The following is an 18,676-nucleotide window of genomic DNA, read 5'->3' on the forward strand; positions in this document are numbered from 1 at the left end:
TGTACTCACCCTCTCGGGCTTTCCTCCGGGCTTTTCCCTTCGGTCTTGCGTTTCCGACTCTATCAGACTCTTTCGTGTCCGATTCCCCGTCGGAGCGGGACCGCCTTCCAGTTTTCCGCTTTCGCGTTTCCCTTTCCAGCGATTCCGACTCTATCAGATCCTTTCGGGCCTGATTCCCAGTCAGAGTGGGCTTGTCGTCCCGGCCGTTGGGCCGTTCCGACGAGTGAGACTTTAGCGGAATCTGCTGCTCCGACGCTAATCGGGGCCGCATCCCTTCGAACGCGGATTCCTCATTCGCAAAGGCTCACGCAAAACAATGCGACACCAGTGGTCGCTCGTTTGTAGTGGGTCCTGCAGAATGACTGTCCGGGGACCGGCCTGGACCGGTGCTCACGTCGGACAGCTCGGAGAACATTACGGATCTGTGTTTGGCGTGTCAACTTGAGGGTTCGGCCGCTACTCTGAGGGCCATGACAACGCACGCGTGCATCCTTCAGTGGTGGGCCGCCTGACGGCGGCCGCCCACACGCGTGTGCACTCAACGGCCGCCGCCTCGGCGGCCGTTCGCGTTTCTCCCCCTCCGGGAGCCGGCCGCTGACGGCGGCGGCTCCGATCCGGAGGGTGAAGAGAGAGATGACGCGGATCTTCAGCGGGGTCAAGCCGACAGGGCATCTGACACTGGGCAACTACCTCGGGGCCGTGCGCGGATGGGTCGAGGTCGATCAGCACCGGGCCGACGCGCTGTTCAGCGTGGTGGATCTGCACGCTCTGACCGTCGAACACGATCCCGCCCGTGTGCGCAGACTCAGCCGGCAGGCCGCCACGCTGCTGCTGGCGGCCGGGCTGGATCCCGCCCTGTGCACCGTTTTCGTACAGAGTCATGTGGACGAGCACGCGCGGCTCTCGTATCTGCTGGAGTGCACAGCGACCGACGGGGAGCTGCGGCGCATGATCCAGTACAAGGAGAAGAGCGCGCGGGCGCTGGCATCCGGGGAGAGCGTGCGGTTCTCGCTGCTGTCGTATCCGGCGTTGATGGCCGCGGACATCCTGGCGTACCGCACGGACGAAGTGCCGGTCGGTGACGACCAGACGCAGCATGTGGAGCTGACCCGGGATCTCGCGGTGCGGTTCAACCAGCGGTACGGGCATACGTTCGTCGTGCCGCGGGCCACCCGGCCGCCGGTGGCCGCACGGGTCATGGATCTCCAGGATCCGATGTCGAAGATGGGCAAGTCGCACGAGTCCGGCGCGGGGATCGTCTATCTCCTGGACGACGCCGATGTGGCGCGGAAGAAGATCATGCGGGCCGTCACCGACAGCGGGCAGGAGGTCGCATACGACCCGGAGGCCAAACCGGGGGTGGCCAATCTGCTGGAGATCCTCGCGGCGTGCGGAACCGGGAGTCCGGACGAGCTGGCCGGTATGTACGACTCGTACGGCGCGCTCAAGAAGGACACGGCGGAGGCGGTGGTCGAGCTGCTGCGTCCGCTGCGGGAGCGGCACGCGGCGCTGGCCGCGGATCCCGGTTACGTCGACGGAGTACTGAAGGAGGGAGCGGAGCGGGCCAGGGGTATGGCCCGCCCGGTGGTCGACGCGGCCTATCGGGCCATCGGGCTGCTGCCCGCGGGCTGAGGTGTGATCTGACGTGATCCGAGGAGCAGCCGCGTCCGCCGACCGTCAGCCGTTGCCGGTGGCCAGGGCGCGGCTGCGGTCGCGCGCCGCTTCGATCGCGGCGATCAGGGCAGCCCGTACACCGTGGTTCTCCAGCTCCCGGATGGCGCTGATGGTGGTGCCGGCCGGGGAGGTCACGGCCTCCCGGAGCTTCACGGGGTGTTCGCCGCTGTCGCGCAGCATGACGGCGGCGCCGATGGCGGCCTGGACGATCAGTTCATGGGCCTGGGCGCGGGGCAGGCCCAGGAGGATGCCGGCGTCAGTCATCGCCTCGACGAGGAAGTAGAAGTACGCCGGGCCCGAGCCGGAGAGTGCGGTGGCCGCGTCCTGCTGGGATTCGGGGACGCGGAGGGTCTTGCCGACGCCGCCGAAGATCTCTTCGGCGTGGGCGAGATGGACGGCGAGGGCATGGCTGCCGGCGGAGATGACGGACATGCCCTCGTCCACCAGCACGGGGGTGTTGGGCATGACGCGTACGACGGGGGTGCCGGCGGTCAGGCGTTCCTCGATGAAGGCGGTGGTGATACCGGCGGCGGCGCTGATGATCAGGCGGTCGGCGGTGACATGGGGGGTGAGTTCGTCGAGCAGCTTGCCCATGTCCTGCGGCTTGACGGCGAGGATGAGGATGTCGGCGCGCTTGGCGGCGTCCGCGTTGGTGACGGTCTCGACGCCGTACCGGTTGCGGAGCTCCTCGGCCCGGTCGGCGCGGCGGGTGGTGGCCAGCAGGTCGGCGGCCCGCCAGCCGGCCCGGATCATGCCGCTGAGCAGGGCCTCGCCGATCTTTCCGGTACCGAGGACTGCGACTGTCTGGGGCATTGCGGGGTCACCTCGCCGGTGGGGATGGGTGCTGCTTTTTCCTTGCTGCTGTCCTTCCTGAACCATCCTCGCACCGGGGCCGGGGGCCGCGCGGGAGCTGTCCGAGTGGCGGTACGGCGGCGGCGCGTCGGCAGGAGGGCCCCGGGCTTCTATGCCGTACGGCGGCGGAGGGTCGCCGCGCCCAGGGCGAGCACGAGCGCGGCGCAGCCGGCGACGATCACGGTGTCGCGCACGAAGTCGCCGGTGACGTCCGTATGGCGCAGGACCTCGTTCATACCGTCGACGGCGTAGGACATCGGCAGCACGTTGGAGATCGCCTCCAGGACGGGCTGCATGTTCGGGCGCGGGGTGAAGAGGCCGCAGAGCAGGAGCTGCGGAAAGATCACCGCGGGCATGAACTGCACCGCCTGGAACTCGGACGCGGCGAACGCGGAGACGAAGAGGCCGAGCGCCGTGCCGAGCAGGGCGTCGAGGAGTGCGACCAGGAGGAGCAGCCAGGCGGATCCCACCACTTCCAGGCCGAGGGCCCAGACCGCGAGGCCGGTGGCGAGGACGGACTGGACGATGGCGAGCAGGCCGAAGGCCAGGGCGTACCCGGCGATCAGGTCGGCCTTGCCCAGGGGCATGGCGAGCAGGCGTTCCAGGGTGCCCGAGGTGCGTTCGCGCAGGGTGGCGATCGAGGTCACCAGGAACATCGTGATCAGCGGGAAGATGCCGAGCAGCGAGGCGCCGATGGAGTCGAAGGTTGAGGGCGGGCATGGGGTCTCCCCATCGCAGGTAGGGGAAGCGTCGAAGACGTAGCGCAGCAGGAAGAGCATCACGCACGGGACGAGGATCATCAGCGCGATCGAGCGCGGGTCGTGGCGCAGCTGGCGCAGTACGCGGGCGGCGGTGGCCAGGGTGCGGGCGGCGGACATCGGGGCCGCGGTGGTGCGGGACGGCGTCTTCGTGCCGGGGGCTGTCGTCGTACCGGGGGTCGTGGTGGTCATCGGGCGCTCTCCTGGAGTGCGTTGGCCTCGTCGACCAGGTGGAGGAAGGCCGCTTCCACGGTCTCCGTGCGGGTACGGGCGCGCAGGGCGTCCGGGGTGTCGTCGGCGAGGATCTCGCCGTCGCGCATGAGGAGGAGGCGGTGGCAGCGCTCGGCCTCGTCCATGACATGGGAGGAGACGAGGATCGTCGCGGCGCGTTCGGCGGCGATGCGGTGGAAGAGGTCCCACAGGTCGCGGCGGAGTACGGGGTCGAGGCCGACGGTCGGTTCGTCGAGGACGAGCAGTTCGGGGGTGCCGAGCAGGGCGACGGCGAGGGAGACCCGGCTGCGCTGGCCGCCGGAGAGCCTGCCCGCGAGTGAGTCGGCGTGCGAGGCGAGGTCGACGTCTCCGATGGCCCGCGTGACCGTTTCGCGGCGGGCGGCGCGGCGGGCCCGTCCCGGGTCGAGGACGGCGGCGAAGTAGTCGAGATTCTGACGGATCGTCAGGTCGTCGTAGACGGACGGGGCCTGGGTGACGTAGCCGATCCTGGCGCGCAGCGCGCCGTCGCCCGCGGGCAGGCCGAGGACGTCCAGGGTGCCGGTGACCTTGGCCTGGGTGCCGACGACGGCGCGCATCAGGGTCGACTTGCCGCAGCCGGACGGGCCGAGCAGGCCGGTGATCCGGCCCGGCGATACGCCGAAGTCGAGGCCGCGCAGGACGGTGCGGTCGCCACGCCGGACGGTGAGACCGCGGGCACGGATGGCACCCTCATCAAAATTCATCATGCGATGAATAATGGGCGCGGCCGGTGCGCCCGTCAAGCGCGGACGGTGACCGTCAGCTCGACGGCATATGCCTCCTCGACGGTCCCGTCCGGGAAGTGCGTGAGCAGCTCCGTCCGCTCGTTCGCGAGGAAGTCGGCCGCGGCCTGTTCACCGCGCGTACGGAAGACGGAGTGGCTGCCGAGATTGGCGAGGTGGGTGTCGAGGGTGACGCGGCGGGTCCAGGTGATACGGCGCTCCGCGCGGTCCATCGCGGCCGGCAGATACCGCGCGCGACCGGTGGCGCTGTGGGCGCCGTGGTGCACGTCGTCGGCCCAGCGGCGCACCCGTTCGTCCTGGGCGGCGATCCAGGGCACATCGCCGTCCGAGATGTTCCACCAGAGGGCGAGCGCGCCGCCGGGCCGCAGGACCCGCAGGGCTTCGGGAACGGAGCGGTCCGGGTCGGTCCAGTGCCAGGACTGGGCGTACGTGACGAGGTCGGCGCAGCCGTCGGCGAGGGGCAGCGCGTCGCCGACAGCTCGGACGAGCGGAACATCGGGGGCGGCGCGGTGCAGCCGGGCCGCCATCCCCGGTCCGGGCTCGACTGCGGTGACCAGGGCGCCGCGTGCGCGCAGGAGGCGGGTGGCGATACCGGTGCCGGCGCCCACGTCGATGACGCGGGAACCCTTGAGCGGGCGGCCGGTGAGCTCCTCGACGGCGTCGAAGAGGGCGGGCGGATAGCCGGGGCGGGCCTCGTCGTACTGGTCGGCCACGGCGTCGAAAGAGAGGGCGCGTTCGGTCATGCGCCCATCCTGGCGGAGGCCGGGCGCGGGCCGGGGGTCCGGGCACCGCCGCGGGTCCGTGGCCTACTTGCGCTTGGGCTTCCTGCCGTTGCCCCCGCCGCGGGCGGCCGGGTTTCCGGCGCGGGCGCTGCGGCGGCGCTCGTACTGGACGACGGCCGTCTCGTACTCCCGGCGGCGCAGCCCTTCGCCCGGGGCCTCGACGAGGGAGCGGAGGAAGTACGCGACGAGCGAGCCGATGAAACCGATCGTCCTGACGCTGCGCAGGGACTCCTCGCGGGCCGGATCGGCCGGGCGACGCTGGAACCCGTCCCAGGTCCCGCGGAACGCGATGGCGCCGCACACCGAGAAGACCGCGATGACGAGCACCCCGACGAACGCGCCCACGTCCGCGATCTCCAGCCCCTCGTACGCGAAGCGCAGCGCGAAGCAGGCCGCGACGGTGGCGACGAGGGAGCCCGCGGCGACCACGACGCGGCGCAGTGCGTAGCCGCCGTCGTGGCCGACCCAGGTCGTACCGAAGAAACGGATGGCCTCGGGCTCCGGGCCGCCGTGACCGCGCTGTTCGGGGGGTACGGGGTGTACGGGGTGTACGGGGTGCTCGCTCACGTGGCGATTATCCCCGGCGTGCGTCACGGGGCCCGGTCAGGCCCTTGTCAGGCCCGATCAGACCCGGTCAGGCGCAGCGCGGCGCGACATAGCCGCTGCTGCCCGTGTAGACATACGCGTCCGAGACGAACTGTCCGTTGGCGATGTTGTCCCACAGGTTCGTCGTCCCGTACGGGCCGGTGACCCACTCACCGGGCTTCTGGCAGTTGATCGGGACACTCGCGCCGTACGGAAGCACCTTGACGAGTGAGTAGTTCGTGCCGGGGCCGCTGCGGACGTTCACGCGGTAGTCCGGGTGGACCGCGTACCGCTTCGCCGCCAGCGTTTCCACGGCCACCGCCGTCTCGGCGGATGATGCCCCCGCGGACGTCTCGGCCGACGTCTCACCGGCATTCCTCACGCCGTTCTCAACCTCTTCGACTGCCATGCGGTCCTCCCCCTTTGAAGGTGCGTACTCTGCGCCGCGCAGGCTAGCAACCCATGGCTTGATAGCACGCATCATCGACTAGGCTCCGTGCGTCGCGCTTGCGCACGAATACACGGGGGTGGGCGATGCCACCACTGCGCAATACCGGGTCGGCCCCGGAAGCGGAGCGTCCGGATTACGCCGGTCGCTACCTGCTCGAATCAGCCCTGGGATCGGGCGGAATGGGCGTGGTCCATCTGGCCACCTCCGCTTCCGGGCTGCGTCTCGCTGTCAAAGTCATCCATACCAACCATGCGTCGGATCCCGAGTTCAGAGCCCGGTTCCGGCAGGAGGTCGCGGCCGCCCGCCGGGTGAGCGGCGCCTTCACCGCGCCCGTCGTGGACGCCGATCCGGAGGCCGAACGGCCCTGGATGGCCACCCTGTTCATCGATGGCCCGACCCTCTCCGAGCGGGTGAAGCGGAACGGCCCGCTGGACGCCGAGGAATTGATCAGGCTCGGCGCGGGGCTGGCCGAGGGGCTGCGGGACATCCACCGGGCCGGTGTGGTGCACCGCGATCTCAAGCCCAGCAATGTCCTGTTGGCGTCGGACGGCCCCAAGGTCATCGACTTCGGTATCTCGCGCCCGACGGACAGTGATCTGCGGACCGAGACGGGCAAGCTCATCGGCACACCGCCGTTCATGGCGCCCGAGCAGTTCCAGCGGCCGCGTGAAGTCGGCCCCGCCGCCGATGTGTTCGCCATGGGCGCGGTGCTGGTCCACGCGGCGACCGGGCGCGGGCCGTTCGACTCCGACAGCCCGTACATCGTCGCGTACCAAGTGGTGCACAACGAGCCGGACTTGGCGGGGGTCCCCGAGAAGCTGCTGCCGCTGATCACCCGGTGTCTGGCGAAGGAGCCGGCCGACCGGCCGACGCCGGACGAGATGACGGCCGCGCTGCGCCCGTCGTCGGTTCCGGGTACGGACAGGCGGCACGGCGCGGACGGCCGGTACGGCGCGCAGACGTCGTCGCTCGCGGCTGGTCCCCTCGGGGCGAGTCCGCTCGTACCGGCGCAGCGCGGTCCTGACCCCGCCGAGAGCGCGGATCCGGACCCCGCCACCCATGCGCGCCCCGCCCGGTCCCGGACGCGGCAGCTCCGGATCAGGCCCTTGGAGAACGCGGAGGGCGCGGAAGGTGCGGAGGGCCAGGTGCGCGCGGAGCGCCCGGAGCCTCTCAACGCCGAGCCGGGGAGCGGCCGGCCCGCGTCCCGCCCCCGCCCCCGTCGACAGATCAGGCGCTGGGCGGCGATCGGTGTGGTGCTGGCGGCCGTGGTCGCTGCGGCCGGCTTCGTCGGTGTACGCGCCATGACGGACGACGGCGCCGCCGCCCCCGCGCGGCCGGAAGCGGCCGGGCCCGGCGGGGCGTTTCAGCCCTGGCACATCAAGCTGCCCGACAGCGGCGGCGAGAACCGGATCCCCGTCTGCTCGGCCGCCGACGCGGCCGTCTACTGCTCGGCTCCCGGCATCAAGGCGGCCAGGCTCGATCCCCGGAACGGTCACCTCGACTGGTCCGTGAAGGGCGACAAGGCCGGCGCGGACGCCGACGTCGACGCGGCGCCGGTTCTCTCGGGCGGGCTGCTGCAGGTCATCAGCCCCGGCGGCGCCCGGCTGGAAGCGCTCGATCCGGACTCGGGCGCCGAGCGCTGGTCCATCGCCCTCTCCTCGTACGCCTCCGTCCGTCATGTCGGTGACACGGTGCTGCTCGTGGCTTACGACGGACGGGTACGGTCCCTGGACAGCGCGACCGGGGACGAGCGCTGGAGCCGGCAGCGCGGCGGGACCGGCACCGTCTGGACGGCGGCCGGCGGTTCCCCCACCGGCGACGGTCCGCTGTTCGCGGCGACACCGTCGTCCGACGGCGGGGCCACCGAGGTGAGTTCCATCGATCCGGCCGACGGCGCCGTGCGCTGGGAGAAGCGCCTGACGGGCAGCCTGACCCCGGCGGGCGCGTCGGGCGACGCGCTGTTCCTGCTCTCCGTGGACGCCGACGGTTATACGAACGAGGTCGTACGGCTCGACGCGTCGACCCGTACCGTACGGCGCGTCCCGCTGCCCACGCCGGTCGACCAGGCGCAGGCCACCGTGGCCGGTGACACGGTCTATGTCATGGGGTACACCGGTTCGCTGCTCGCCGTCGAGACCGCCGGATCCGGCGGTCACGGCGGCGGAAGCGAAAGCGCCGGCGTGCGCTGGCGGCTGGAGACGTCGGTCACCCGGGCGTCACAGCCCACCGCCGCCGGGAACCGTGTCTATCTGAGCGCGGGCGACGGCCGGCTGCTCGCCGTGGACGCCGAGCGCGGCGTACTGCTCGGGCAGACGAAACCGCGGATGGACGACGGGCCCCACACGCTCGTGCCCACCCTGCCCGCGCCCGTCACCGAGCCCGGCGCGGTCTTCGCCACCGCGCCCGACGGGTCCGTCTTCGCGGTCGACAGCCGGCGGCCGGACCGCTGGTAGCCACTCCTCAAGAGACACGGAAAGCCGTGCGCCCCGGTCCCTCCAGCGGGATCCGGGGCGCACGGCCATGTACGTACGCAACTGAGAGCGGTCAGCCCAGGCGCGAGACGTCCCGCACCGCGCCCTTGTCCGCGCTCGTCGCCATCGCCGCGTACGCGCGCAGCGCCACCGAGACCTTGCGGTCGCGGGAGGCCGGGGCGTACACACCGTTCAGCGCCTCGCGGCGGGTCGCCAGTTCGTCGTCGGTGACGAGGAGTTCGATCGTGCGGTTCGGGATGTCGATCCGGATCCGGTCGCCGTCGTTGACCAGCGCGATCGTGCCGCCCGAGGCCGCCTCCGGGGAGGCGTGGCCGATCGAGAGGCCCGACGTACCGCCGGAGAAACGGCCGTCCGTGATCAGCGCGCAGGACTTGCCGAGCCCCCGGCCCTTCAGATACGAGGTCGGGTAGAGCATCTCCTGCATACCGGGGCCACCGCGCGGGCCCTCGTAGCGGATGACGATGACATCGCCCTCGGCGATCTCCTTGCGGAGGATCTTCTCCACGGCGGCCTCCTGCGACTCGCAGACGACGGCGGGGCCCTCGAACGTCCAGATCGACTCGTCGACGCCTGCCGTCTTCACCACACAGCCGTCGACGGCGAGGTTGCCCTTCAGCACCGCCAGGCCGCCGTCCTTCGAGTACGCGTGGGCCACGTCCCGGACGCAGCCGCCCGCGGCGTCGGTGTCGAGCGTGTCCCAGCGCTCGGACTGGGAGAAGGCCTCGGCGGAGCGGACGCAGCCGGGGGCCGCGTGCCACAGCTCGACCGCCTCGTCGGACGGTGAGCCGCCGCGGACGTCCCAGGTCTCCAGCCAGTCCTTGATGCTCGGCGAGTGGACGGTGTGCACGTCCTCGTTGAGCAGACCGCCGCGGTACAGCTCGCCCAGGATGGCGGGGATGCCGCCGGCCCGGTGGATGTCCTCCATGTAGTACGTGCCGCCGGGGGCCACATTGGGCGCGACCTTGGCCAGGCAGGGCACCCGGCGCGAGACCGCGTCGATGTCGGCGAGGTCGTAGTCGAGCTCGGCCTCCTGGGCGGCGGCGAGCAGATGGAGGATGGTGTTGGTGGAGCCGCCCATGGCGATGTCGAGGGCCATGGCGTTATCGAAGGCCGCGCGGGTGGCGATGGAGCGCGGCAGGACCGTCGCGTCGTCCTGCTCGTAGTAGCGCTTGGTGATCTCGACGACCGTGCGGCCGGCGTTCTCGTACAGCGCCTTGCGCGCCGTGTGCGTGGCCAGCACCGAGCCGTTGCCGGGCAGGGAGAGGCCGATGGCCTCGGTCAGGCAGTTCATCGAGTTGGCGGTGAACATGCCGGAACAGGAACCGCAGGTCGGGCAGGCGTTCTCCTCGATACGGAGGATGTCCTCGTCCGAGACGCTCTCGTTGACCGCGTCCGAGATCGCGTTGATCAGGTCGAGCTTGCGGACCGTACCGTCCACCAGCGTCGCCTGGCCGGCTTCCATGGGGCCGCCGGAGACGAAGACCGTGGGGATGTTGAGGCGCATCGCGGCCATCAGCATGCCCGGGGTGATCTTGTCGCAGTTGGAGATGCAGATCAGCGCGTCCGCGCAGTGCGCCTCGACCATGTACTCGACGGAGTCGGCGATCAGATCGCGGGACGGCAGGGAGTAGAGCATTCCGCCGTGGCCCATCGCGATGCCGTCGTCGACGGCGATGGTGTTGAACTCGCGCGGCACGGCGCCCGCGGCCTTGATCGCCTCGGAGACGATCCGGCCGACCGGCGCGAGGTGGGTGTGGCCGGGCACGAACTCGGTGAAGGAGTTGGCCACCGCGACGATCGGCTTGCCGATGTCCTCGCTCGCTACGCCCGATGCCCGCATAAGGGCGCGCGCGCCCGCCATATTGCGGCCGTGGGTGACAGTGCGGGACCTCAGCTCGGGCATCGTCGCTCGCTCCTTCAGCAGAAATGACTTCTTTGAGCGTACGCCCCGGATCCAAGATCTGGACAACGCGTCCGGCATACGGAACGGCTGTTCAGCTTTCGGTCAGGCGGTCGGATCACGCTTCGGTGAGATAGCGCTGAAGCGTGGGCGCCACCATCGTGATGATCTCTTCGGTGTCCGCCGACGCCAGCGGCTCCGCCTTGATCACATAGCGGAGAAACGCGATCCCGAGCATGTGCGACGCGGCCAGCTCGGCGCGGAACGTCGGGTTCGGTACGTCGAGATCCTCCGCGACGCGCTCCAGCAGCCGCCGCAGGACGAACGTACGCAGCACCTTCGCCGCCGCCTCGTGCGTCAGCGCGGAGCGAATGACCGCCAGCAGCGGGGCCCGGGTCACCGGGTTCTCCCAGACGCCGATGAAGTAGCGGGCGAGCCGCTCCCCGATGCCGTCCGGTCCGCCGGCCAGCAGCGCGGGCACCATCAGGGCCGGTTCGAAGGAGACCTCGATGGCCGCCGCGAAGACCTCGTCCTTCGTACCGAAGTAGTGGTGGACGAGCGCAGGGTCGACCCCGGCCGCCTTGGCGATGCCCCGGATGGAGGTCTTGTCGTACCCGCGCTCGGCGAACTCCGTACGGGCGGCGTCGAGGATCTTCTGCTGTGCGCTGGGGCCGGTGTCGGCCGCCTTGCGGGCGGGGCGGCCACGGCGGCGCGGAGCCATGCCGTTCACGACCGGCGCACTCCCGAAGACGAGGGCGGCTCCGACCGGGTCGCCGGGGACGCCGGAGACGCGGGGGACGGCGCGGGCGAAGGCGCCGACGAGGCCAGATGCAGCCGGGCGAACGCCAGCGCCTCCGCCAGATCGGCCTCACGCTCCGCGGCCGACATCGCGCGCCGCGTGTTCACCTCGATCACGACATGCCCGTCGAATCCGCTGCCCGCCAGCCCCGTCAGCAGCTCGGCGCACGGCTGCGTACCCCGGCCGGGCACCAGATGCTCGTCCTTGGCCGACCCGTTGCCGTCCGCGAGATGGACATGCCCCAGCCGGTCGCCCATCCGGCCGATCATGGCCAGGGCGTCGGTGCGGGCGGTCGCGGTGTGCGAGAGATCGACGGTGAAGTGCCGGTAGTCGTACTTGGTCACGTCCCAGTCGGGCGCGTAGGCGAGCATCTCCCGGTCGCGGTAGCGCCACGGGTACATGTTCTCGACAGCGAACCGTACGTCCGTCTCGTCCGCCATCCGCCATATCCCGGTGACGAAGTCACGCGCGTACTGCCGCTGCCAGCGGAACGGCGGATGCACGACCACGGTGGAGGCGCCGAGCTTCTCGGCCGCCGCCCGCGCCCGCTGGAGCTTCACCCACGGGTCCGTCGACCACACCCGCTGGGTGATCAGCAGACAGGGCGCGTGCACGGCCAGTACGGGCACCCCGTGATAGTCGGAGAGCCGGCGCAGCGCCTCGATGTCCTGGCTGACGGGATCGGTCCAGACCATGACCTCGACGCCGTCGTACCCCAGGCGTGCGGCGATCTCGAAGGCCGTCGCCGTGGACTCCGGATAGACCGAAGCCGTCGAGAGCGCGACCTTCGCATCCGGGATGCGCACCACAGGTTCTGCCACGGAGACAGCGTACGGGCACCCTCTACGTGGTCGGGAGTTGGTCGAGGCGCCGCAGGATGATGCCCTCGCGCAGCGCCCAGGGGCAGATCTCCACCGACTCGGCCCCGAACAGGTCCATCGCCGCCTCCGCGACCAGCGCTCCCGCCAGCAGCTGGGACGAGCGGCCGTCGGAGACACCGGGGAGCGCGGCGCGCTGGAGCGCGCTCATCGTGGACAGCTTGGGCACCCACTCCTCCAGTGACGTACGGCTCAGTTCGCGCTGTACGTACAGCCCCTCGGCGGAGCGCGCGGCCCCGGCGATCCGGGCCAGCTGCCGGAAGGTCTTGGACGTCGCCACCACATGGTCCGGGCTGCCGAACCGCGAGAACACCCCGACCGTACGGGCGATCCGCGCGCGTACGTGGCGGCGCAGCGCCTTCACATCGATGGGGTCGGGCGGATCGCCGGGCAGCCACCCCGCGGTCAGCCGGCCCGCGCCCAGGGGCAGGGAGACGGCGGCGTCCGGCTCCTCGTCGATTCCGTACGCGATCTCCAGCGAGCCGCCGCCGATGTCCAGGACGAGCAGTTTCCCGGCCGACCAGCCGAACCAGCGGCGGGCGGCCAGGAAGGTGAGCCGGGCCTCCTCCTCGCCGGTGAGGACCTCCAGATCGATGCCGGTCTCGCTCTTGACGCGCCCGAGGACCTGATCGGCGTTGCTGGCCTCGCGCACGGCGGAGGTCGCGAAGGGCAGGACGTCCTCGCAGCCCTTGTCCTCGGCGGCCTGGAGCGCGTCGGCGATCGTCGAGACGAGCCGGTCGACACCGTCGGGCCCGATCGCGCCGTCCTCGTCGAGGAGTTCCGCGAGCCGCAGCTCCGCCTTGTGCGAATGCGCGGGCAGCGGACGGGCGCCGCGGTGGGCGTCCACCGCGAGCAGGTGAACCGTGTTCGAACCGACGTCGAGGACTCCGAGTCTCATGAACGGAACGCTACTGCGACCGCGCGCATACGCTGGACCCGTGCCAAAGACGAAAAAGGCGAAGCCGGGCAAAGCCAAGGGCCCGAAGAAGCAGTACCAGCAGGAGGAGGCCGTGAGCACCTCCTCACGCACGCCCCGGAACGCCGGGGACCTCCCGGACGAGAAGGGGCTGGACTTCGCCCGTGCCTGGGCCGAATTCCCCGATCCCGCCGACGACGAGCAGGTCTTCCGCTGCGATCTGACCTGGCTCACCTCGCGGTGGAGCTGCGTCTTCGGCAGCGGCTGCCAGGGCATCCAGGCGGGCCGCGCCGACGACGGCTGCTGCACGCTGGGCGCGCACTTCTCCGACGAGGACGACGAGAAGCGCGTCGCCGGTCATGTGGCACGGCTCACGCCGGACCTCTGGCAGTTCCACGAGGAGGGCACGACCACCGGCTGGACGCAGACGGACGACGACGGCGAGCGCCAGACGCGCCGCTGGGAGGGCTCCTGCATCTTCCAGAACCGTCCGGGCTTCGCGGGCGGCGCCGGGTGCTCGCTGCACATCCTGGCGCTGCGCGAGGGGCGCGAGCCGCTGGAGACGAAGCCGGACGTCTGCTGGCAGCTGCCGGTCCGGCGTACGTACGACTGGATCGAGCGGCCCGACGACACGCGCGTGCTCCAGGTGTCCATCGGTGAGTACGACCGGCGCGGCTGGGGGCCGGGCGGCCATGATCTGCACTGGTGGTGCACCTCGGCGACCTCGGCGCACGGCGCGGGCGAGCCGGTGTACAAGACGTACCGGCCCGAGCTGACCGAGCTGATGGGCAAGGAGGGGTACGACCGGCTGGCCGAGCTGTGCGAGCAGCGCGTGGCGAGCGAGCTTCCGCTGGTGGCACCGCATCCGGCGGATCCGGCGCGGCACCCCTGAGGGGCCCTAGCCTCCCGGGGTGCTGGTGTCCGAGGAGCCCGGGGCCGAGGGGTCCGGGGGCGGGTCGGACGGCCCCGGATCGCCGGGGACGGGCCCTCCGGTACCGGGATCGGTCGGACCGGTCGGATCCGGGGACCCCTGACCCGGCCCAGGACCGGGGTCGGAGGGGTGGGACGAACCGGGGTCGGAAGGGGCAGGTCGCGTCGGCCCGCCGGGGCCGGGATCCGCGGGGTGTCCCGGGTGACCGGGGTGACCGGGGTGGCCCGGGTGCGCGGGGTGCCCCGGCGGGCCCGCGTGTCCCGAGGACGGCGGTCTGGAGCCGTAGCCGTAGATCTTCACCACGGATCCCGCCGGATAGATCGCCACCCGCGCGCTCCACGTTCCTGACGGCTCGCGCCGGTGGTCCACGAAGACCCGGACGGTGAAGGACTCGCCGGGCGCGAGCGTGCCGTAGTGGCGGCTCAGCCGGAGCCAGGGGGCCTTCGTCGCCGCCGTCCAGGAGACCGGCGCGCCGCCGGACGCTCTGAGTGTGATCAGCGTCGTGTCGCCGTGGGGCTGCGCCTCGGCCGAGAGCCTGCCGAGGGCCGGCTGCCCCGGCAGGGTCGGCGGGACGGGCAGGCCGTCGCTGATGACCTCGACCGAGACGCCGGGTGCGGTGCCCTCCCCGCCCCGGCCGTCGCCGGAGCCATGACCGGACCCCGGCCCTTCCTGGGCGCTGCCCGCGATCTCGTAGTGCTCGCGCGGCTTCCCGTCCGCCCCGGGCGGGCCCTCGGTCGCGCCGGCGCTGACCGACGAACCGTCGTGGCCGTCCCCGGCCTCCGGCGCGCCGCGGTACGCCGCCCAGAGGGCGAGCACGGGAGCGGCGACGACGGTCGCCACGACGGTGGTCGTCACGGCCCGCGCCCGCAGCCGGTCCCGGCGGGCGGCGCGGTCCTTCGGGTCCATGGGGAAGCCGTTGCGGCCGAAGCGCGGCGCCGCGGCCCGCGCCCGGGGGGCCCGGTCCATCGCCGCGTACGTGGCGTCCCTCGGCGCCTCGACGAGCGGCAGCACGGCGGGCGGGGCGGATCGCGCGCCGGCTCCGTTCGAGGGCTTCGTGTTCGAGAGGGACGAGGGGCGCGACCCCGGCCACGGTCCGGCCGCCTCGGCGCGCTCGGCGGCGCGGCGGCAGCGCGGGCAGTCGTCGACGTGCCGGACCAGTTCGCGCCGGAGCGCGGCGGAGAGCAGCACCTGGTGATCGCCGGTGAGCCGGGCGACGGACGGGCAGTCGCCGGTGTCGACGACGGCGAGCGCGGCGCGGGTGCGTTCCACCTCGCAGGCGGCGGAGGCGAGCAGTTCGCGGGCCGCCGCCGGCTCCATGGACAGCACGGCCGCGACCTCGGCCGGGCCCAGCTGGTGGCGTACGGCCAGCTCCAGGATCTCGCGCTGCTCGGGGGTCGTACCGGCGGCCTCCGGCCAGGCCAGCAGGGCGAGTTCACGCCGCCGGCGCTCGGCGGTCTCCGGCGCGAGCGCCCCCGCCGGAGTGGGTTCCGGCTCGCGCTGGGTCGCGTGCGCCCCCAGTCGGCTGCGGCGCTGCTCGGTGAGTCTGCGCAGACAGGACCAGCGGGCGAGCGCGTACAGCCACGCCTTGCGCTCCCCGGCATCCGAGGGGCAACGGCCGTACTGCCGCTCGGAGATGGACAGCACCTCGCCGAGTACCTCGGTCGCGACGTCGTGGTCGCACAGCACGGAGAGGCAGTAGGTGAACAGACCGTCGAGATAGGGCTCGTAACGCGCGGCCTGGTGGTGCGGCACCGGATGGGGCGCACGACGGGGCGCGCGGTGTGCGCCGGTGGTGTGCGTGGAGGTGTCGGGGCTGCGGCTCATCACCCGGCGACGTTAGACAGAGGGACCCACACGCTTCACACCCCTTGAGCACATTTAATCCTTACGGGTGAATGTATCCCTCAAAAGGGGACAGGAATCGCGCGTTTCGATGAGTTCCCCACCCCCTCGACGCCCCTTCTTCCCTCCTCCCTCCCTCCTTCTCCGCTCCCGCTCCGGGGCCGGCGCGTCTCCCTGGTCGGCGCTGTCAGTGCACCCCTATACGGTGACGCCATGGCTGCCCGTACGAAATCCGCGAAGGACAGGCCGTCCTACCGCTGCACCGAGTGCGGTTGGACGACCGCCAAATGGCTCGGCCGCTGCCCCGAATGCCAGGCGTGGGGCACGGTCGAGGAGTACGGCGCGCCCGCGGTGCGGACCACGGCGGCGGGCCGGGTCTCCACCGCCGCGCTGCCGATCGGCCAGGTCGACGCCCGTACGGCCACCGCGCGCTCCACCGGCGTGGACGAGCTGGACCGGGTGCTCGGCGGCGGGCTGGTGCCCGGCGCGGTCGTGCTGGTCGCGGGCGAGCCGGGCGTGGGCAAATCGACGCTGCTGCTGGATGTCGCGGCGAAGTCGGCCAGTGACGAGCACCGCACGCTCTATGTGACGGGCGAGGAGTCCACCAGCCAGGTGCGGCTGCGCGCCGACCGGATCAAGGCCATCGACGACCATCTCTATCTGGCCGCGGAGACGGATCTCTCCGCGGTCCTCGGTCATCTCGACGCGGTCAAGCCGTCGCTGCTGATCCTGGACTCCGTCCAGACCGTGGCCTCGCCCGAGATCGAGGGCGCGCCGGGTGGGATGGCCCAGGTCCGTGAGGTCGCGGGCGCGCTCATCCGGGCCTCCAAGGAGCGCGCCATGTCCACGCTCCTGGTGGGGCATGTCACCAAGGACGGCGCGATCGCGGGGCCTCGGCTGCTCGAACATCTCGTGGATGTCGTGCTGTCGTTCGAGGGCGACCGGCACGCCAGGCTGCGGCTCGTCCGGGGGATCAAGAACCGCTACGGGACGACCGACGAGGTCGGCTGCTTCGAGCTGCACGACGAGGGGATCACCGGCCTCGCCGACCCGTCCGGGCTGTTCCTCACCCGGCGCGACGAGCCCGTCCCCGGCACCTGCCTGACCGTCACGCTGGAGGGGCGCCGGCCGCTCGTCGCCGAGGTGCAGGCGCTGACCGTCGACTCGCAGATCCCCTCGCCCCGGCGCACCACCTCCGGCCTGGAGACCTCCCGGGTCTCGATGATGCTCGCCGTGCTGGAGCAGCGCGGCCGGATCAGCGCGCTCGGCAAGCGCGACATCTACAGCGCGACGGTCGGCGGGGTGAAGCTCACCGAGCCCGCCGCCGACCTCGCGATCGCCCTCGCGCTGGCGTCCGCGGCCAGCGATACGCCCCTGCCCAAGAACCTGGTCGCGATCGGTGAAGTCGGGCTCGCGGGCGAGGTCAGACAGGTTACGGGCGTCCAGCGCCGGCTTGCCGAGGCCCACCGTCTCGGCTTCACGCAGGCGCTTGTTCCCACCGATCCGGGGAAGATCCCGGCCGGTATGAAGGTCACAGAAGTCGCCGACATGGGTGATGCTCTCAGGGTGCTGCCGCGCCGCGGTCGCGCGGACGCCCCACGGGAAGACAACGCTCGCCGGTAGACTTTGCCCTGGTCTCGCCCATCCGTACGAGCCGGAGGAGTGCAGTGGCAGCCAACGACCGGGCATCAGCGCCCGGAAAGTCCGGCGCGGGCTCCGGCAACGAAGCGCTGATGCGCGCCTCCCTGAGCGCTGTCGCGCCGGGCATGGCGCTGCGCGACGGCCTGGAGCGGATCCTGCGCGGTAACACCGGAGGTCTGATCGTCCTGGGCATGGACAAGACCGTCGAGTCGATGTGCACGGGCGGTTTCGTACTGGACGTGGAGTTCACCGCGACCCGCCTGCGCGAGCTGTGCAAACTCGACGGCGCGCTCATCCTGGACAAGGACATCACCAAGATCCTGCGGGCCGGCGTCCAGCTGGTCCCGGAGTCGTCCATCCCCACCGAGGAGACGGGCACACGGCACCGCACGGCGGACCGCGTGTCCAAGCAGTGCGGCTTCCCGGTCGTCTCCGTGTCGCAGTCGATGCGGCTGATCGCGCTGTACGTGAACGGGGAGCGCCGGGTCCTTGAGGAGTCGGCGGCGATCCTGTCGCGCGCGAATCAGGCGCTGGCGACCCTGGAGCGGTACAAGCTCAGGCTCGACGAGGTCGCGGGCACGCTCTCCGCGCTGGAGATCGAGGATCTGGTGACGGTCCGGGATGTGACGGCCGTCGCGCAGCGGCTGGAGATGGTGCGCAGGATCGCCACGGAGATCGCCGAGTACGTGGTCGAGCTGGGCACCGACGGCCGGCTTCTCTCGCTCCAGCTGGACGAGTTGATCGCGGGCGTGGAGCCGGAACGGGATCTGGTCGCGCGGGACTACGTCCCCGAGCCGACCGCGAAGCGCTCCCGTACGGTCGACGAGGCGCTCGGCGAGCTGGACTCGCTGACCCATCCCGAGCTGCTGGAACTGCCCATCGTGGCAAGGGCGCTGGGCTACAGCGGCGCGCCCGAGACGCTCGACTCCGCGGTCTCGCCGCGCGGTTACCGGCTGCTGGCCAAGGTGCCGCGGCTGCCGGGCGCCATCATCGAGCGGCTTGTCGAGCACTTCGGCGGACTCCAGAAGCTGCTGGCGGCGAGCGTCGACGATCTGCAGACGGTGGACGGCGTCGGCGAGGCACGGGCCCGCAGCGTGCGCGAGGGACTGTCGCGGCTGGCGGAGTCCTCGATCCTGGAGCGCTACGTATAGCGGCGCCCTCAGCGGCGTACGTACATGACGGC

The 18,676-nt window shown here is 71.5% G+C and carries 16 protein-coding genes; 5 read left to right on the plus strand and 11 right to left on the minus strand.

The window, feature by feature from the left end; all coding sequences use genetic code 11:
• Nucleotides 1-633 precede the first annotated feature (633 nt).
• Nucleotides 634-1,632 (plus strand): tryptophan--tRNA ligase, encoded by a 999-nt coding sequence (gene trpS / locus IF11_RS0127380; protein ID WP_030354413.1) that lies wholly within the window; start codon nt 634-636, stop codon nt 1,630-1,632.
• A gap of 45 nt (nt 1,633-1,677) precedes the next feature.
• Here the strand turns inward: trpS and proC are convergent, their stop codons facing one another.
• From proC to IF11_RS0127410, 6 genes are all read right to left on the minus strand, one after another.
• Entirely contained in the window at nt 1,678-2,487 is an 810-nt protein-coding gene (gene proC / locus IF11_RS0127385) for a pyrroline-5-carboxylate reductase (RefSeq protein WP_030354414.1), read from the minus strand.
• A gap of 149 nt (nt 2,488-2,636) precedes the next feature.
• Nucleotides 2,637-3,476: an ABC transporter permease gene (locus tag IF11_RS0127390; protein ID WP_030354415.1), complete on the minus strand. Its 840-nt coding sequence runs from the start codon at nt 3,474-3,476 to the stop codon at nt 2,637-2,639.
• On the minus strand, nt 3,473-4,240 hold the full coding sequence (locus IF11_RS0127395; protein WP_030354416.1) for an ABC transporter ATP-binding protein: 768 nt from the start codon (nt 4,238-4,240) through the stop codon (nt 3,473-3,475). Before IF11_RS0127395 ends, IF11_RS0127390 begins: the two co-directional genes overlap by 4 nt.
• A gap of 32 nt (nt 4,241-4,272) precedes the next feature.
• Nucleotides 4,273-5,019, minus strand: a complete 747-nt coding sequence (locus tag IF11_RS0127400) for a class I SAM-dependent methyltransferase (RefSeq protein WP_030354417.1) — start codon at nt 5,017-5,019, stop codon at nt 4,273-4,275.
• Between the two features lie 63 nt (nt 5,020-5,082).
• Nucleotides 5,083-5,625: a hypothetical protein gene (locus IF11_RS0127405; RefSeq protein WP_051746279.1), complete on the minus strand. Its 543-nt coding sequence runs from the start codon at nt 5,623-5,625 to the stop codon at nt 5,083-5,085.
• A gap of 67 nt (nt 5,626-5,692) precedes the next feature.
• Complete coding sequence (locus IF11_RS0127410; RefSeq protein WP_030354419.1) at nt 5,693-6,052, minus strand: hypothetical protein; 360 nt, start codon at nt 6,050-6,052, stop codon at nt 5,693-5,695.
• A 125-nt stretch (nt 6,053-6,177) separates the two neighbouring features.
• On the opposite strand from IF11_RS0127410, the gene IF11_RS0127415 reads away from it, so the two are divergent.
• On the plus strand, nt 6,178-8,547 hold the full coding sequence (locus IF11_RS0127415; protein WP_030354420.1) for a serine/threonine-protein kinase: 2,370 nt from the start codon (nt 6,178-6,180) through the stop codon (nt 8,545-8,547).
• A gap of 91 nt (nt 8,548-8,638) precedes the next feature.
• On the opposite strand, the gene ilvD is transcribed toward IF11_RS0127415, so the two are convergent.
• The 4 genes from ilvD to IF11_RS0127435 all read right to left on the minus strand — a co-directional run bounded on the left by ilvD (nt 8,639) and on the right by IF11_RS0127435 (nt 13,061).
• The gene (gene ilvD / locus IF11_RS0127420) at nt 8,639-10,489 is read right to left on the minus strand and encodes a dihydroxy-acid dehydratase (protein ID WP_030354421.1); all 1,851 of its coding nucleotides are present in this window, start codon (nt 10,487-10,489) and stop codon (nt 8,639-8,641) included.
• A gap of 115 nt (nt 10,490-10,604) precedes the next feature.
• Entirely contained in the window at nt 10,605-11,207 is a 603-nt protein-coding gene (locus IF11_RS0127425; protein WP_030354422.1) for a TetR/AcrR family transcriptional regulator, read from the minus strand.
• Between the two features lie 5 nt (nt 11,208-11,212).
• A complete protein-coding gene (locus IF11_RS0127430) occupies nt 11,213-12,106 on the minus strand; it encodes a sugar phosphate isomerase/epimerase family protein (protein ID WP_051746281.1) in 894 nt (297 codons plus the stop codon).
• A 22-nt stretch (nt 12,107-12,128) separates the two neighbouring features.
• Nucleotides 12,129-13,061 carry a Ppx/GppA family phosphatase gene (locus tag IF11_RS0127435; protein ID WP_030354424.1) on the minus strand — a complete coding sequence of 311 codons (933 nt, stop codon included), beginning with the start codon at nt 13,059-13,061 and terminating at the stop codon, nt 12,129-12,131.
• Between the two features lie 40 nt (nt 13,062-13,101).
• Between IF11_RS0127435 and IF11_RS0127440 the strand changes: the two genes are divergently transcribed.
• Nucleotides 13,102-13,971: a DUF3109 family protein gene (locus IF11_RS0127440; protein ID WP_030354425.1), complete on the plus strand. Its 870-nt coding sequence runs from the start codon at nt 13,102-13,104 to the stop codon at nt 13,969-13,971.
• A gap of 6 nt (nt 13,972-13,977) precedes the next feature.
• On the opposite strand, the gene IF11_RS0127445 is transcribed toward IF11_RS0127440, so the two are convergent.
• A complete protein-coding gene (locus IF11_RS0127445) occupies nt 13,978-15,834 on the minus strand; it encodes a sigma-70 family RNA polymerase sigma factor (RefSeq protein ID WP_063759249.1) in 1,857 nt (618 codons plus the stop codon).
• A gap of 231 nt (nt 15,835-16,065) precedes the next feature.
• Between IF11_RS0127445 and radA the strand changes: the two genes are divergently transcribed.
• On the plus strand, nt 16,066-17,475 hold the full coding sequence (gene radA / locus IF11_RS0127450; RefSeq protein WP_030354427.1) for a DNA repair protein RadA: 1,410 nt from the start codon (nt 16,066-16,068) through the stop codon (nt 17,473-17,475).
• Nucleotides 17,476-17,519: 44 nt separating this feature from the next.
• Entirely contained in the window at nt 17,520-18,644 is a 1,125-nt protein-coding gene (gene disA / locus IF11_RS0127455) for a DNA integrity scanning diadenylate cyclase DisA (RefSeq protein ID WP_030354428.1), read from the plus strand.
• Nucleotides 18,645-18,676: the final 32 nt, after the last annotated feature.

This window comes from Streptomyces scopuliridis RB72, from assembly GCF_000718095.1.
Classification (GTDB): Bacteria; Actinomycetota; Actinomycetes; order Streptomycetales; family Streptomycetaceae; genus Streptomyces; species Streptomyces scopuliridis.

Excerpts from the sequence above, each read along its gene's own strand:
- radA (WP_030354427.1), top strand. The coding sequence starts at position 16,066 with ATGGCTGCCCGTACGAAATCCGCGAAGGACAGGCCGTCCTACCGCTGC.
- proC (WP_030354414.1), bottom strand. The coding sequence starts at position 2,487 with ATGCCCCAGACAGTCGCAGTCCTCGGTACCGGAAAGATCGGCGAGGCC.
- IF11_RS0127395 (WP_030354416.1), bottom strand. The coding sequence starts at position 4,240 with ATGATGAATTTTGATGAGGGTGCCATCCGTGCCCGCGGTCTCACCGTC.
- IF11_RS0127415 (WP_030354420.1), top strand. The coding sequence starts at position 6,178 with ATGCCACCACTGCGCAATACCGGGTCGGCCCCGGAAGCGGAGCGTCCG.
- trpS (WP_030354413.1), top strand. The coding sequence starts at position 634 with ATGACGCGGATCTTCAGCGGGGTCAAGCCGACAGGGCATCTGACACTG.
- IF11_RS0127435 (WP_030354424.1), bottom strand. The coding sequence starts at position 13,061 with ATGAGACTCGGAGTCCTCGACGTCGGTTCGAACACGGTTCACCTGCTC.
- IF11_RS0127410 (WP_030354419.1), bottom strand. The coding sequence starts at position 6,052 with ATGGCAGTCGAAGAGGTTGAGAACGGCGTGAGGAATGCCGGTGAGACG.
- IF11_RS0127425 (WP_030354422.1), bottom strand. The coding sequence starts at position 11,207 with ATGGCTCCGCGCCGCCGTGGCCGCCCCGCCCGCAAGGCGGCCGACACC.
- IF11_RS0127390 (WP_030354415.1), bottom strand. The coding sequence starts at position 3,476 with ATGACCACCACGACCCCCGGTACGACGACAGCCCCCGGCACGAAGACG.
- IF11_RS0127400 (WP_030354417.1), bottom strand. The coding sequence starts at position 5,019 with ATGACCGAACGCGCCCTCTCTTTCGACGCCGTGGCCGACCAGTACGAC.
- ilvD (WP_030354421.1), bottom strand. The coding sequence starts at position 10,489 with ATGCCCGAGCTGAGGTCCCGCACTGTCACCCACGGCCGCAATATGGCG.
- IF11_RS0127445 (WP_063759249.1), bottom strand. The coding sequence starts at position 15,834 with ATGAGCCGCAGCCCCGACACCTCCACGCACACCACCGGCGCACACCGC.